The sequence below is a fragment of the Streptomyces luteolus genome (assembly GCF_029968015.1).
GTDB lineage: Bacteria > Actinomycetota > Actinomycetes > Streptomycetales > Streptomycetaceae > Streptomyces > Streptomyces luteolus.
Map to the genome: position 1 here is coordinate 172,311 of NZ_JASCIS010000008.1, position 14,785 is coordinate 187,095.

A 14,785-nucleotide genomic window follows, 5' to 3' on the forward strand; every position below is an offset into this window, starting at 1 on the left:
ACGGTGGCGGTGGCGGTGGCGGTTCAGCCGCAGCCGCAGTCGCAGTTGCAGTCGCAGCCGTCACAGCACCCGCCGTCGTCGCCTTCGCCGCTCTCCCCGTCTCCCCCGCAACAACTGCAGCAGTTGGAACAGTTGGAACAGCAGTCACAGGCGCCGCAGCAGTCGTTGCACAGCCCCTCCTTGCGCTCCCGGCTCCACGGGTCCTCGTGCGTGCCGCAGCACAGCTGGCACGTACAGGCGAGCCCCGCCCACACCAGGCACCCGGCGATCAGCCCCCGCCGGTCACGGCGCGGCGGCCGCGGTCCGCCGGGCCCACCGGGCGGCGGCCCGAACGGCCCGCCGGGCCCCGGCCCGTACGGTCCACCGGGGCCACCGGGGCCGGGCTGCTGCGGAGCGTACGGACCGGCCGGACCACCAGGGCCACCCGGACCCGGCTGCGGGTACGAGACGTACGGACCGACGGGACCGGAGCCACCGCTGCCCGGCTGCTGGTGCGAGCAGCCCGTGGTGCCGAAGGCGCGGTCGACGGAGCGCGGCAGTTCGTGCACGAGCAGCCGGTGCGCGAGCCCCGCGTCCGTGAACTCCACGTCGCGCAGGGCGAGTCGGATGCCGCGCAGCGCGTCGTCGGCGAGCCTGCGGGCCTCGGTGAGCGAGGTCCCGGTGACGGCGAGCGGGTTCCACGCCCCGCGTACGGCGTCCTCCTGCCGGTCCTCGACGGCGTCCAGGAGGTGTGCGAGCCGCCCGAAGAGCCGGCCTGCCTCGGCGAGCGGTGCCGCGTTGCCCGGCCGTCCGGCGAGGTGCGCGGTGTGCGCGAAGGCCGCGGCGGTCGCGGTCTCGGTCGGTTCGGTCACGACGAGCAGCGAGGTGCCGGGACCGGCGAGCGCCTCGATGCCGCCCTGCCGCCGCACTGCGTCGACGAGCACGGACGTGTCGAAGCCGACGTCGGCCCCGGTGCGCGCCCCGGCCCGGTCCCAGGAGCGGGCCACCCGGCGCGCGGCCAGGGCCACCGGCTTGCGCCCCAACATCCCGTCCCCGTCGGCCACGTGGTCGCGCACCTTCGCCGAGGCGAGGACGAGCGAGACGGCCGCGGCGAGGCGCGCGCCCTCGCCCTGGGCGACCGAGGCGCCGCGCATCCCGCGCAGCGGACAGGGCCCGGCGGTGCGCCGCCACTCCGTGGCCCGCTCGACCTGACCCTCCGTCAGAACCGAGACGAGCAGCCCGTCGTAGTTGGTGACGACCCGCGCGAACTGGCCGTGATCGCTGCGCAACGCGAGGCAGAGCCCGCACAGATGCGCCATCCACTGCGTCTTGAGGCCCTCACCGAGTCGGTGACTGCAGGGCCTGACGATGCCGAACAAGACGGCTCCCCCGTGAGTCGCTGATGACGTGCGACCGCATCGTATCGGCCACGCTCAGCACCTCGACACGCCCGTCGTCACCCGGACGCGCCGACAAGTCATATTTCACTCACTGTCAGCAGCCCTGCCTGGCAGGACCCTTGGAGAATGGGGGTGCGTTCTGCACCAGTACCGTCACGAAAGGCCCGCGGCGCGACTAACCGCTTGGTCGGAGCGACGCGCCTTCCGCATCATGGACGACCATAGGGGTGCGGACAGCAGGACCGCTTGAGAGGAGGCGTCCATGGGATCGGTGCGCAAGGCGAGTGCCTGGCTTGGCCTCGTCGACGACAACGATGACGAGCGTTACTACGACGGTTACGAGGACGACGCGGCCGAGGGCCCCGAGTCCGGCGAGACCTGGGTGACCGACCCCCGGGTGCGGGTCGCCGGCGAGCAGGCCGAGGAGGCCGGCCGCCGGATCGGCACCATCGCCCCGGACGGCTTCCGGGACGCGCGCGCCATCGGCGAGCTCTTCCGGGACGGCGTCCCGGTCATCATCAACCTCACGTCGATGGACCCGGGCGACGCCAAGCGCGTGGTCGACTTCGCGGCCGGGCTCACCTTCGGCCTGCGCGGCTCCATCGAGCGGGTGGCGACCCGGGTCTTCCTGCTCACCCCGGCCGACACCGCGATCGTCAACGGCGAAGCGGCCGCCCGGCCTTCGGACGGCTTCTTCAACCAGAGCTAGCCGGCAGGCCGCTCACCGACTCCCCCCGGACCGTACCGGACTACCGGAACGCGTCGAGCCCGGTGAGCGCCTTGCCGAGCACCAACTGATGCATCTCGACGGTGCCTTCGTAGGTCAGCACCGATTCGAGATTCGTCGCATGCCGCATCACGGGGTACTCCAGCGAGATCCCGTTGGCCCCGAGGATCGTCCGTGAGGTGCGGCAGATCTCGATGGCCTCTCGTACGTTGTTGAGCTTGCCGAAGCTGACCTGCTCCGGCCGCAGTCGGCCCGCGTCGAGACGGCGCCCCAGGTGGTGGGCGAGCAGGATTCCCTTGTGCAGTTCGACGGCCATGTCGGCGAGCTTGGCCTGGGTGAGCTGGAAGCCGCCGATGGGCCTGCCGAACTGCTCCCGCGTCTTCGCGTACTCCACCGCCGCCTCGAAGGACGAGCGGGCCGCTCCCATCGCGCCCCAGACGATGCCGTAGCGCGCGTGGCTCAGGCAGCTGAGCGGGCCGCGCAGACCGGTGACCTCGGGCAGGACCGCGTCGGCGGGCAACCGCACCTCGTCCAGGACGAGTTCGCTGGTGACCGAGGCGCGCAGGGACCACTTGTGCTTGATCTCGGGGGCGGAGAAGCCGGGGCTTCCGGTGGGGACGACGAAGCCCCTGATGCCGTCGTCCGTCTGCGCCCAGACGACCGCGACACCGGCCACCGAACCGTTGGTGATCCACATCTTGCGGCCGGTCAGGATCCAGTCCGTGCCGTCCTTCTTGGCGTGCGTCCGCATCGAGGCGGGGTCGGAGCCGTGGTCGGGCTCGGTGAGGCCGAAGCAGCCGATGACCTCGCCGGCCGCCATCCGCGGCAGCCACTGCTGCTTCTGCTCCTCGGAGCCGAACTTCCAGATGGCGTACATCGCGAGCGAGCCCTGGACGGAGACCAGGGAGCGGATGCCGGAGTCGGCGGCCTCCAGCTCCAGGCAGGCCAGGCCGTACTGGACGGCGCTCGCGCCCGCGCAGCCGTAGCCGGTGAGGGACATGCCGAGGGCGCCGATCCCGCCGAGCTCCCGGGCCAGTTCGCGTACGCCGGGCAGTTCGCCGCGCTCGTACCAGTCGGCGATGTGCGGCAGTACGCGGTCCTGGGTCCAGGTCCTGACGGTGTCGCGGATGGCGAGGTCCTCGGGGTCGAGGAGATCGTCGAGGCCGAGCGGGTCGGCGGGGTCGAAGGGCGGCGGGGCGGGGCGGGACGAGGACGACATGGGCGGGCCTCCGGACACGTAAAACTAGCAGCGTTAGTTACGGTGGTGCCGACGGTACGGCCCCGGGAAGCCGCACGTCCAGAGTGTGCCCCGCGGGCGGCGTCAGGCAGAGGACTCGGCGGCGAGGGCCTCGTGGTCCCGCTGGGCCGGGGCGGTCTTCCGCAGGCCGCGCTCGCTGGTCGCGGGGGCGGCGTCCTCGTCCGCCGGGGACGCGGAGAGGTCCATGGCGCGGGGCAGCCGCAGGGCGGCCAGGGCGCCGATGAGGAGCAGGCCCGCGCTGGCGTACAGGGTGACGTGCAGTCCGTGCACGAAGGCGTCGCGGGCCGCGGTGCGCAGGGCGGCGCCCGCGCCGGATCCGAGCCCCTGGGAGATCTCGTAGGCCTCGCCGAGGGAGTGCCGGGCGGCGGCGACGTCGCCGCCGGGGACGCCGGGGACCGAGTCGAGGCGGGGGCCGTAGGCGGCGTTCATGACGCTGCCGATGAAGGCTATGCCGATGCCGCTGCCCAGCTGGTACGAGGTCTCGCCGATGGCCGCGGCGCCTCCCGCCTGGCCCTGGCTGACGTCGCTGAGCATCGACTCGTACGCACCGAAGAGCGTGGTCTGCAGGCCGAAGCCGAGCAGGACGAAGCCGGTCAGGAGCAGCGCGAGGTTGTCCTCGTGGCCCATGAACGTGAGCGTGAGGACGGCGACGGCGGTCAGGCAGAAGCCGAGCGAGACCATCACGCGCGGGCCGAGCCGGGGCAGGATCGAGGATCCGGTGAGCCCGCCGGCCATGGCGGCGAGGGTCAGCGGGACCATCCTGAGGCCGGTCTCAAGGGGCGAGAGGCCGAGCACCAGCTGGAGGTACTGCGCGGCGATCAGCATCAGGCCGACGAGCGCCAGCATCGCGATGATGATGCAGCCGACGGAGGTGCCGAAGGCCGGCCGGGAGAACAGGCTGAGGTCGACCAGCGGGTGCTTGCGGCGGCGCTGGCGGCGGACGAAGAGCACCAGGAGCAGCGCGCCGAGCAGCAGCGGCACGAGGGTCATCGGGGAGACGACGCCCTCGCCGCCGCCCGCGCGCTTGATGCCGAGCACGACGCCGAAGAGTCCGGCCGCGGCCATCAGCGCGCCGACCACGTCCCACGGGCCGTCGCGGTCGCCGGTGGACTCGGGCAGCAGCCAGCGGCCGACCAGGAGGCTGGCGAACATCAGCGGGATGTTGATGAGGAAGACCGAGCCCCACCAGAAGTGCTCCAGGAGGAAGCCGCCGAGCAGCGGTCCCGCGGCGGCGCCGACGGCGGCGACCGCGCTCCAGATGCCGATGGCGAGGGCCCGCTCGCGCCGGTCGGGGAAGACCTGCCGGACGATGGAGAGCGTCGCGGGCATGATCATCGCGCCACCGACGCCAAGCAGGACGCGGGCCGCGATCAGCGTCTTGGGCTCGTGCGCGAGCGCGGCCATCGCGGAGGCGACGCCGAACAGGCCGTACCCGAGGAGCAGGATCCTTCTGCGGCCGACGCGGTCGCCGAGGGTGCCGAAGAGGATCAGGAGCGAGGCGCAGACCAGCGGATACGAGTCGACGATCCACAGGAGCTGGATGGCGCCGGGCTTGAGGTCCTCGGTGACGGCCGGAACCGCCACGTGCAGCACCGTCGAGTCGATGGCGACGATCGCGAGGCTCACGCACAGGACTATGAGGACGACCCAGCGGTTGGCGCCTTCCGGGCGTCCGATGCCCATGCGCTCCAGGAACCGGGATGCCGAGGGCCGCGTCGGAGCAGCCGTGGTCGTCCCGGTCATGTAGTACCTCCCAGTGATCCCGTACTCAGGCGGTCGGCGGGCGGCGGCTCTGCCAGCGGCAATGGGCCCGACCGGGTGTACGAGTGAGCAGTCAGCGTACGCGAGTCCACAGCGGGCTTGGGTGTCCCACCTCTCACGTAGCTGAACGACGCGGTGTGGCATACGCCACGCCTCGCCGTCCGAAGCCCCCCGTCCCAACTGGTCGTCCCCGTCCAGTGGAACGACCGCCCGGGGGTATGCGGTTCCCTCTTCCACCCATAATCGAGCCCGTGACCGACCTTGCCCCGTACGTTCCGACCGTCCGCCGCGCCCGGGTCCGCAGTGCGCTGCGCCGGGCGGCGCCCGCGCTCCTTGTGTACGCCGGGGTGCGCGCGCTCGGGCTCGTGGTGCTCGCGGGGTGGTCCGCGGCGAACGGCAAGAGCGCGCACGGGCTGCTCACCGCGCGCTGGGACTCGCTCTGGTACACCCGCGTCGCCGATTTCGGCTACGGCTGGGAGACCCGCCTGCCGGACGGCTCGGTCCACTCCAACCTGGCGTTCTTCCCGCTGCTCCCGTGGCTGGAGCGGCTCGGCCACGCGCTGACCCCGCTGTCGTACGCGGATGCCGGGCTGCTCGTGGCCTGGCTCGCCTCACTTGCGGCGGCGCTCGGGATCTTCCTGATCGCGGAGCGGCTTTACGGGCTGCGGGCGGGCGTGTGCGCGGTGGCGTTGTGGGCGGTGCTGCCGGTCGGGATCGTGCAGTCGATGGCGTACAGCGAGTCGCTGTTCACGGCGCTGGCCGCCTGGGCGCTGTACGCGGTCCTCCGGGAACGGTGGGTGTGGGCGGGCGTGCTCGCGGCGCTCGCCGGGCTGACCCGGCCGGTGGGCGCCGCGGTCGTGGCGGCGGTCTGGGTGACGGCGGCGATCGCGGTCGCGCGCGAGCGGCGGGCCGGATGGCGGCTCGTGCTCGGGGTGCTGCTCGCTCCGCTCGGGGCGGCGGGGTACGTGCTGTGGGTCGGGCAGCGGACCGGCGACGGGCTGTTCGGCTATCTCGACGTCCAGGCGCAGTGGGGCAACGGCTTCGACGGCGGCCTCGCCTTCGCGCGGTTCGTCGGCGGGATGCTGACCTCGTTCCCCTCGGTGTTCGCCGGGCTCGGTCTGACCGTCGGGGTCGCCCTGGTGATCTGGCTGTACGTGGTGTGCGTGCGCCGGGGGCAGCCGCCCGCGCTGCTCGTGTACTGCGGGATCGTCGTCGTACTCGCGCTCTGCGCCTCGGGCTACTTCGGCTCCAAGCCTCGGCTGCTGCTGCCCGCCTTCCCGCTGCTGCTGCCGCTCGCGGTGGGCCTGGCGCGGTGGCGCGCCTCGCGGGCGGCGGCGCTGCTCGCGGTGGTCGCGGTGGGCTCGGCGGTGTACGGGGCGTTCTGGCTGAACGGGTCGGGACCGCCGTGATCCGGCCGCCCCGGCGAGGGGAGCGACCACGGGCCGTACACACGATGTCACCGGCCGGTGCGCCGTCACCGGAATTCACATCACGTCGTACGGAATCAATTCAGACACCATCCGAAATCACAGCAGATGAAGATCGAATAAATAGCGATCCAAGGTCATCAGCTTTTACTCGGGACTCCTGAATAACTCCCCGCCTGAGATCAATCCCACATCACATCGTCATCACAAACCCTCTGATTCGGCCGGGTCTGCCGCTCACTCGCTGTAGCGTCGATTGAGTGCGTACCGAACCAAACATGACCCGTCTGGACCGGCTCTTTGCCCGGCTGGACCGGGAACCCGAACGGCCGGCGGGCCTCGAAGTGCCTCGTATGAGCCCGCACCGGATCGTGCTGTTCGGCTCGACGCTGGTCTTCTACCTGCTCATCGTCGTGGCCGTGATCAACACGTCCTGGCTCGTCCGGCTCGACTGGCAGCTGATGTTCTTCCGGCCCTACCAGCAGTGGCAGGAACTGCACGCGTTCATCGACTACTACGTCGTGCTCGGCCAGCGCGGCCCCACCGCCGTGATGGTCGCGGCCTGGCTGGGCTGGCGGTCCTGGCGGCAGCACACGCTGCGCCCGCTGCTCATGCTGGGCACCTCGCTGCTGCTGCTCAACGTCACCGTCGGCGCGGCCAAGTTGAGCATGGGCCGGGAAGGTCCGCACTACGCCACGGTCATCGGCTCCAACGAGATGTGGCTGACCGGCGACATATTCCCTTCGGGCCACACCGCGAACGCCGTCGTGACCTGGGGCATCCTCGCCTACCTCGCCTCCTCCGCACGGGCCCGCCGCTATCTCTCGGCGCTCTCCGCGGTGGTCTCGCTCGGCGTCGGCCTCAGCACGGTCTACCTGGGCACGCACTGGCTGAGCGACGTCCTCCTCGGCTGGGCCGCGGGGCTCCTCATCCTGCTCGCGCTGCCCTGGTTCGAGCCGCTGGTCAGCCGCGCCGAGGCCTGGATCCTCGCCCAGCGCGACCGGTACCTGCCGGGCCTGCGCGGCCGCGCCACGGCACCCGCACCGGCCGGTGCGCCCCCGCTGTTCCCGCAGCCGGGTCCCGTCACCGAGCCCGTACTGGAGCCGGTGGGCGCCGGGCACGGCGGCCGTGTGCCGGCGCACTTCAGCACGCAGCGGTACACGGTGCGCTCGGAGCGCTCCCCCGGCACGCCGGCCGGCAGCCGCCGACCCGCGCACGCCGACAGCGCCACCCGCACCGCCCGCACCGCTCCGGCCCGCCCGGTGGCGGGCGGCTGACCCCAGGCCGCGGGGGCGGTACGCACAACTCCCCCGCATGCGAAGGCCCCGGCTCCCCTTGACCAGGGGGCCGGGGCCTTCGCCGTGTCGCGTGCCGGGTCCGTTCAGCCCTTCCAGCAGCGCTTCACGGTGTCAGCCCTTCCAGCAGCGCTTCACGGTGCCTTCGCTGACCTCGAAGTTCAGCCGTCCGGCGAGGTACTCCATGGTCACGATCGCGCCCGGGGGCAGCGCCCTGACGGTGGACCAGCCGCGCTCGCGGGCCTGCCGCTCGGCGCCCTCGGCGTCGAGTCCGACGTACGCGTCGGGGGTGTCCTGCGGTTCTGCGGGGGGTGTGGGTGTGGGTGCCATGCCGTCACCGTAGGCCGCTCGCGGCGGGAAGTGAAAGGGCCGCCGAAAAGGCCGCAGCGGGCGGGCACCCAGGGTCACCTGCACCTTCGAGGTCACGCTTGTGTCACAGGATCGCCACATGTGTTTGCCGATTCCCGCTTCACACGAACGAGCGGTACGGAATTGTTCCGGCCTGCCCAGTAATTACCCGTGCCCGCCGGGCAATTCGGGCGCCGCTCATCCGAAGATCGAATGCATCGGCCTTTCGACGAGCGGCCCGAGATCGTTTTTCGGCGAGTGGTCGACGAATTACCCGAAACTATTCCGGACCACCGGGCGGGCCGGGTCGTACGCCTCCAGGGGCGCGGGGAACTGCGCGAGCAACCCACGACATGCCGCGGCCGCCGTAAGACCGTCCGTGGCAGACGCGTCTGCGGCTCGTGGGGGCTGGGCGCGCAGTTCCCCGCGCCCCTGAGGGCGGGACTCACCGCGACCGGTCGAGCGCCCGCGAGAGGCGGTCCCGGGCCGACCGGAGGTGCTCGGTCAGCTCGGCCGGCTCCAGGACCTCGAACTCGAAGCCCAGGAGCATCAGATGGATCACCATCACGTCGAGGCTCGCCGCTCCGGTGCGCAGCAGACACGTGTCCGCGGATTCGTCCTCCAGGGTTCCGGCCGACGGCGAGATGTCCACGGCGGCCTCGGCGAGCGGCACGAAGAGGCGGACCAGGGCCTGCTCCGCGTACGCCCTGCGGGAGACGCCCTCGGAGACGTACGCGGCCAGGTCCTGCGCGGGCGGCGTGCGCGGGGTGAAGCGGGGGCCGTGCGGAGGCTTGGGGGTGATGCGGTCGGCGCGGAAGGTGCGCCAGTCCTCCCGGTCCAGGTCCCAGGCGACGAGGTACCAGCGGCGCTCGGTGCAGACCAGGCGGTGCGGCTCGACGGCGCGGCGGGTGGTGGTGCCCTCGTGGTCGCCGTACTCGAAGCGCAGGCGCCTGCTGTCGCGGCACAAGTGGGCCAGTTCCGTGAGCACTTCGGAGTCGACCGCTCGCGCCTGGCGGCCGCGCAGCATCGGCACCGTGAAGGCGTTCAGCGCGCCGACCCGGCGCCGCAGCCGGTCCGGCAGCACCTGCTCCAGCTTGGCCAGGGCGCGTACGGAGGTCTCGTCGATGCCCTCGATGCCCTGGCCGGCGGCGGTCCGCAGGCCGACCGCGACGGCGACGGCCTCCTCGTCGTCGAGCAGCAGCGGCGGCATCTCGGCGCCCACACCCAGCTGGTAGCCGCCGCCGGTACCGGGTGAGGCGCGCACCGGGTAGCCGAGCTCACGCAGCCGGTCGACGTCGCGGCGGACGGTGCGCGGGGTGACGCCGAGCCGGTCCGCGAGGTCGGCGCCGGACCACTCGCGGTGGGCCTGGAGCAGCGAGAGGAGCCGCAGGAGTCGTGCCGAGGTCTCCAACATGCGGGCGAGTCTGCCAGCCCTTGCGGACAGCTGCGGTCCGCGATATCCGATCAGTCGGCCTCCGTCACCCGCAGCGACAGGTCGTTGTCGCGGGTGTAGTATGGGCCGACGGCCACCGGGCCGGTGCGGACGGCCGGGTACGTGAAGATCGGCTTCTTGTCGGCCACGTCGTCGAGCAGCCGGGCCACCCGCGCCTGCGGTCCGTGCGCGCCCTGGGGCAGCAGCCACAGGTCCCAGACCCCGGGCTCTCCGGCCAGGTCCTGGTACGCCACGGTGAGCCCGAACTCCCCGCCGGAAGCGCCGAGCTCGACCCGGCGCGTGACCTGCCCCGGCGCCCGGCCGCGCAGCTCGGCGTACCCGGCCGGGGTGACCGGCGCCCCGAGGAGCCTGCCTCGTACCGTCAACTCGGCGCCGTCGATGTGCAGTTCACCGGCCTCGGCGTGCGGGGCGCGGTGCCAGGCGCGGATGGTGAGGTTGCCGTGCTTGGTGGCGTACGGGATGCGCACCGCGACGTGCGGGCGGGTGCCGCTGGGCATCCGGTCGACGAGCGAGCGCAGGTCGTTGACGCCGGGCGAGAGACGGCGCGGGGCGGTGTCGCCGTGGTCGACGTACACGTCCCAGCGGCCCTCGGCGAGCTGGACGCTGCTGGGCAGTACGGCGCGCAGCCTGCCGTCGGCGGCCGGGGTGAGCGGGAGCCGGGTCTCGGTGGGTGCGCGGTGCGGCTGCCGCTCGCGCAGCCGGAGCAGCAGAGACGCGGCGCCGGGGCGGCCCAGGTCGGCGAGGTCGAAGGTGAGCCCGCCGGCGGAGTCGGCGACGCAGTCGGCGCGAGGCACGGCCAGGACGTCCTCCTCGACCTCGTCGGGCAGCGGCGGGGGCAGCAGAGCGCTCATGCGGTCCGTCCCTTTCTCAGGGCGGCGCGCCCCGCGTCCCTGACCGCGTAGGCGCCGCCGAGCATCGCGCCGCGGGTGCGGTGCAGCGAGCCCCGGAAGCGGCCGAGCGGTCCGGCGGGGCCGCGTGCGGTCAGATCGGTGAACAGCGATTCGTAGCGCTCCGCTATCCGCGCGGGGTCGAAGCGCTGGGAGTCCACCAGCGCGGCGGCGGACATCCGGCCGCGCAGGTCGTCGTCGTTGATCAGTTCCAGGAGGCCGCCGGCGATCGCCTTGACGTCGCCGACGGGGACCAGGCGGCCGTCGACACCGTTGTCGATGATCTCGCCCGGGCCGTGCGGGCAGTCCGTGGCCACCACGGGCAGTCCGCAGCGCATGGCCTCGACGATGGTCATCCCGAAGGACTCCAGGCTGGAGGTGACCGCGGCGACGGAGCCCTTGGCCCACTCCGGGTCGATGGGATGGGCGGGACCCATGAGGAACACGTGGTTGTAGAGGCCGAGTTCGTCGATCAGGCGGCGCAGCGAGTCCTTCTGCCGACCGCCGCCGTATATCCGCAGGCGCCAGTCCGGGCGTTGGGCGCGGACCAGGTCGAAGGCTCTGATCAGCAGGTCGTACCGCTTGACCGGGGCGAGCCGGCCGGCCGCGACGACCCACTTCCCGGTGCCGTCGGCGGGCGCCACCTCGGGGGCGGGTACGGGGTTGGCCATGGCGTCGACGCGCACTCCGGGCAGCCGCATCTTGTCGCGGTAGGCGGCCGCGTCGGCCTCGGTCGTCGTGGTCAGCGCGTCGAGGCGGGGGTAGACGCCGCGCAACTGGGTGCGCAGGGCCTTGGAGTGGCTGTCGAGGGTGAGGTGTTCCTGGCCGACGCGGAGCGGGCCGCGGCGGGCCTGGCGGGCGATGTGCACATTCAGCCCGGGCCTGGTTCCCACGAGGACATCGGCTTCGACGGTCGCAAGGTGGTCGGCGATGCGGCGGTCGGTGAGCGCGTTGTACTGGTGGAAACGGCCCTCCGCGCGCGGGAAGACCTGTGCCGGGCGCTGGTACTCGGGGCTGTCGCCCTCGTACCCCGGCGTGCCCTTGCGGATGTCGACCAGGTGGCGCACCCGCACCCGCGGGTCGACCTGGAACACCGGGTCGTCGCGGTGCCGGAACACCGACACGACCTCCACGTCGTGCTGTTCGGCCAGGGTGTTGGCCAGGTTGTAGGTCGTCCGGATCGTCCCCCCGATTCCGTACGCGTTGTGTATCAGGAAAGAAATATGCATGCGTCCCCGTATCCCACGCTTCCCCGCGGACAGTCCTGTCTCGTCCGCCTACCGAGGGGTTAGACCCGAACCAGGGGGTGAGGGTTGGGCGGCATCATCATCTTGTTCTTGAACAGTTGCGCTATTGGTAGGCGAATTCGGGAACCTGCGGGCACTCCGCCGCATCAGGGGCAGTGTGGGCGTACGCGCGGTACGGCCTTTACGTAGGGGTCGTGCCCGAGTCCTCAGGGTTTGTACGCGAGTTGCGGTACGTCGAAGCAGTTGCTGTTCATGTCGCCGCTCTGCGTGACCCAGCCCTCGCCGTCGCGCCAACGGGCCACGGACAGGCAGGTGGTGCGGGTCTCCGGTGGTTCGTCGCGGTGCTCGAAGACGACGGGGACGAGCAGTCCGTCCGCGTCGTAGGGCCCGCCCTTCTCCAGGTACGCGTCCACGCACGCGCGCGTGGCGGCGGTTTCGGGCTCCGCGCGTGTGCAGGTTTTCGCGGCGTCCGTGAACCACATGGCCGCCGCCCAGCCTTCGAGCGCCCACTGCGACAGCGGCCGGCCCTTCATCGCGTGCCGGAACTCCCGTACGGCCGGGTGCCCGGTGTCCTGGTGGTTGCGGCTCGACCCGGTCACCCAGAGGGAGTTGCGGCAGGCCGGCGCGTCCTCGTAGTCCTCGGCGACCGTGTCCGTCCAGTTCTGCGCGTTGGTGACCTTCGCTGTGACGTGGGCGCCGACGTCGTCCATCGCCGCGCAGAGGCGGGCGTTGCCGTGGCTGTCGAGGGCGTCGAAGACCAGGTCGGCGCCCTGCTCCTTGAGGTCGGCGGCCACGGCGCGGAAGTTGGGCAGCGCGAAGTCGACCTGCTCGGTGACCACTTCGTACCCCTCGGCCCGCAGCCCCTGCGTGACGAGCCGGGCGTACGCGGCGGACGCGGACTGGTTGTAGGAGACGACGGCGGCGGTGCGGGCGCCGTGCTCGCGCTTGAAGTAGCGGTAGACCTCGGTGCCGCCGTACAGCTTCCCGTCCCAGCCCGGCTCGTCGCCGGTGCGCGGCGCGAGGCTCCCGTAGATCGAGTAGAGGTGCGGATACGTCTCGTACGCGGGCCCGACCGGCTGGCCGCCGATGTCGGGGACGCCGGCGGCGGAGACGCGCGGGGCGGCGGCGTAGTCGAGGACGGCGGTGGCGACGAGCGCGACGACCCGCCGTTCGTCGACCAGCTCGCGCACGCACTCGTTGTTGCCGACGCCGCTGCCGCCGTCGTCGCAGGTGTGCACCTCGACGCGGCGGCCGTCGACGCCGCCGCGCGCGTTCAGCCGCTCGAAGTAGGCCAGGGCGCCGTCGCGCGGTCCGGTGAAGGCGCGGCCGCCGACCGGGCTGGTGGCGCTGGTCACGATGCCGACGCGGAGCGGCTCGGCGCGCGCCGGCGGCTCGCTCGCGGCGTCGTGCCCGGTGAAGTCGCTCTCGGGCAGCCGACTGCCGCAGGCGGCGCCGAACAGCAGCGTCAGCGCCGCGACGAGGACCTCAACAGCCCGGAACCGGCGAGGCATTGCCGCTGCTCATCTGCACCAGGGCGCACAGCGACTTGACCGACACCTTCCAGGTGCCGTCCTGCTTCACCGAGACACCGGCCGCGTCCTGCAGCGCGGGCTGTCCGTCAAGGGAGAGCGTGTACGTCACGTCGGCCTCGGTCTTCGACGTCAGCTCCACATCCGAGACGCTCGCCTCCGTCTGCTTGCCGCGCGGGTCGGCGTTGAAGGCCTGTAGGACCGGACGCATCTCGGCGCCGTTCTCCAGGACCTCCTCCTTCTGGTTCAGGGGAACCTCCGCGTCGAAGAACTTCTCCCAGTTGGCCTTGATCTCGCGCTCCGCCGCCGCGGCGTCCTCCGGGTCGCCCGGGGCCTCCTCGGTGCGCTCGACGGAGGGCTCGGACGGCGGCGTGCCCCCGCCGTCGTCCCCGCACCCCGTGACGGCCACGCCGATCGTCAGCATCGCGGCGGCCGCCACGGCCGCGATCCGAGTCCCACCCCGCCTGCGCCTGCTGCTCCCGAGCACCATCTGGCTCACCGCCGGGTCGATCGTCCGGGCAGAGACCGCCCGGTGCTTTCAGGGTCGGCCGAGGGGAGGCAGAGTGCAAGCGGTCTCTTGACATGAACAAATGGGTACAGAGCCACTCTCATCCCCCGGGAGCCTCGGATGCGCACCAGCCGACTCCGCACCGCCCACCCCCTGCTCTGGGCCGGTGCCGCCGCACTCGCCCTCGGCGCCGTGCTGTGCGTGCTCGGCTGGTACGGGGTGTCCGGGGAGCGCTTCGCCGAGCGGCAGGTCCCGTATCTCGCGTCCTGCACGCTGCCCGGTGCCGCGCTGATCGTGGCGGGCGCGGTGCTGCTCGTCGGCGGCCGGGGCGCCCTGGCCACGGCGCGGGTGCAGGAGCTCTACGAGCTGCTCGTCGCGGCCGACCCCGGCGCCCCGGAGACCGCGCCCGCCGCGCCGGGCGCCCGCAGCGACGCGCTCGTCCTGGTGCCGGGCGGCACCCTGTACCACCGCGCCGACTGCCCGCTGGTCGAGGGCAAGCCCGAGGCCGTACCGGCGGATCCGCGCCCCGGCCTCACCCCGTGCCCGATCTGCGAGCCGCCGGTGCGTGCGGCGGACAAGGCCGCGTGTGCGGCGGGCCAGCCGGTGCGTGCGGCGGACCAGCCCGGGCGTGGGGCGGACCAGCCCGCACGTGAGCCGGACCAGCCCGGGCGTGGGGCGGACCAGCTCGCGCGTGAACCGGACCAGCCCGCACGTGAACCGGACCAGCCCGGGCGTGGGGCGGACCAGCCCGCACGTGAACCGGACCAGCCCGCACGTGAACCGGACCAGCCCGGGCGTGGGGCGGACCAGCCCGGGCGTGGGGCGGACCAGCCCGCACGTGAACCGGACCAGCCCGCACGTGAACCGGACCAGCCCGGGCGTGGGGCGGACCAGCCCGCACGTGAACCGGACCAGCCCGGGCGTGGGGCGGACAAGCCCGCGCGTGAACCGGACCAGCCCGCCCGT

Annotated in this window: 12 protein-coding genes and 2 pseudogenes; 5 read left to right on the forward strand and 9 right to left on the reverse strand. The window is 72.6% G+C overall.

Annotation, left to right across the window (positions count from 1 at the left end; translation table 11 throughout):
• Positions 1-23: 23 nt before the first annotated feature.
• Positions 24-1,358 carry a DUF5685 family protein gene (locus QIT00_RS10435; RefSeq protein ID WP_282534883.1) on the reverse strand — a complete coding sequence of 445 codons (1,335 nt, stop codon included), beginning with the start codon at positions 1,356-1,358 and terminating at the stop codon, positions 24-26.
• A 283-nt stretch (positions 1,359-1,641) separates the two neighbouring features.
• On the opposite strand from QIT00_RS10435, the gene QIT00_RS10440 reads away from it, so the two are divergent.
• Positions 1,642-2,088: a cell division protein SepF gene (locus QIT00_RS10440; RefSeq protein WP_282534884.1), complete on the forward strand. Its 447-nt coding sequence runs from the start codon at positions 1,642-1,644 to the stop codon at positions 2,086-2,088.
• 40 nt (positions 2,089-2,128) lie between these two features.
• Here the strand turns inward: QIT00_RS10440 and QIT00_RS10445 are convergent, their stop codons facing one another.
• Both QIT00_RS10445 and QIT00_RS10450 read right to left on the reverse strand, forming a co-directional pair.
• Positions 2,129-3,325 (reverse strand): acyl-CoA dehydrogenase family protein, encoded by a 1,197-nt coding sequence (locus QIT00_RS10445; RefSeq protein ID WP_282534885.1) that lies wholly within the window; start codon positions 3,323-3,325, stop codon positions 2,129-2,131.
• 102 nt (positions 3,326-3,427) lie between these two features.
• The gene (locus tag QIT00_RS10450; RefSeq protein ID WP_408909749.1) at positions 3,428-5,107 is read right to left on the reverse strand and encodes an MFS transporter; all 1,680 of its coding nucleotides are present in this window, start codon (positions 5,105-5,107) and stop codon (positions 3,428-3,430) included.
• 269 nt (positions 5,108-5,376) lie between these two features.
• On the opposite strand from QIT00_RS10450, the gene QIT00_RS10455 reads away from it, so the two are divergent.
• Entirely contained in the window at positions 5,377-6,534 is a 1,158-nt protein-coding gene (locus QIT00_RS10455; protein ID WP_282534886.1) for a glycosyltransferase family 39 protein, read from the forward strand.
• 278 nt (positions 6,535-6,812) lie between these two features.
• Positions 6,813-7,829: a phosphatase PAP2 family protein gene (locus tag QIT00_RS10460; RefSeq protein WP_282534887.1), complete on the forward strand. Its 1,017-nt coding sequence runs from the start codon at positions 6,813-6,815 to the stop codon at positions 7,827-7,829.
• A gap of 132 nt (positions 7,830-7,961) precedes the next feature.
• Here the strand turns inward: QIT00_RS10460 and QIT00_RS10465 are convergent, their stop codons facing one another.
• From QIT00_RS10465 to QIT00_RS10490, 6 genes are all read right to left on the reverse strand, one after another.
• Positions 7,962-8,177 (reverse strand): I78 family peptidase inhibitor, encoded by a 216-nt coding sequence (locus QIT00_RS10465; protein ID WP_282534888.1) that lies wholly within the window; start codon positions 8,175-8,177, stop codon positions 7,962-7,964.
• Between the two features lie 463 nt (positions 8,178-8,640).
• Positions 8,641-9,609, reverse strand: coding sequence for a helix-turn-helix transcriptional regulator (locus QIT00_RS10470; RefSeq protein ID WP_282534889.1), 969 nt, complete (start codon positions 9,607-9,609; stop codon positions 8,641-8,643).
• Between the two features lie 50 nt (positions 9,610-9,659).
• A complete protein-coding gene (locus QIT00_RS10475; protein ID WP_282534890.1) occupies positions 9,660-10,499 on the reverse strand; it encodes a hypothetical protein in 840 nt (279 codons plus the stop codon).
• Positions 10,496-11,764, reverse strand: coding sequence for a glycosyltransferase family 4 protein (locus QIT00_RS10480; protein ID WP_282534891.1), 1,269 nt, complete (start codon positions 11,762-11,764; stop codon positions 10,496-10,498). Before QIT00_RS10480 ends, QIT00_RS10475 begins: the two co-directional genes overlap by 4 nt.
• A gap of 224 nt (positions 11,765-11,988) precedes the next feature.
• The gene (locus QIT00_RS10485) at positions 11,989-13,293 is read right to left on the reverse strand and encodes an ABC transporter substrate-binding protein (protein ID WP_282534892.1); all 1,305 of its coding nucleotides are present in this window, start codon (positions 13,291-13,293) and stop codon (positions 11,989-11,991) included.
• The gene (locus QIT00_RS10490) at positions 13,268-13,801 is read right to left on the reverse strand and encodes a hypothetical protein (RefSeq protein ID WP_282534941.1); all 534 of its coding nucleotides are present in this window, start codon (positions 13,799-13,801) and stop codon (positions 13,268-13,270) included. The genes QIT00_RS10485 and QIT00_RS10490 overlap by 26 nt, the downstream gene beginning before the upstream one ends.
• Before the next feature lie 138 nt (positions 13,802-13,939).
• On the opposite strand from QIT00_RS10490, the pseudogene QIT00_RS10495 reads away from it, so the two are divergent.
• A pseudogene (locus tag QIT00_RS10495) lies at positions 13,940-14,377 on the forward strand (hypothetical protein); the annotation flags it as partial.
• Positions 14,378-14,594: 217 nt separating this feature from the next.
• Positions 14,595-14,774: pseudogene (locus QIT00_RS38910) on the forward strand (hypothetical protein); the annotation flags it as partial.
• Positions 14,775-14,785 lie beyond the last annotated feature (11 nt).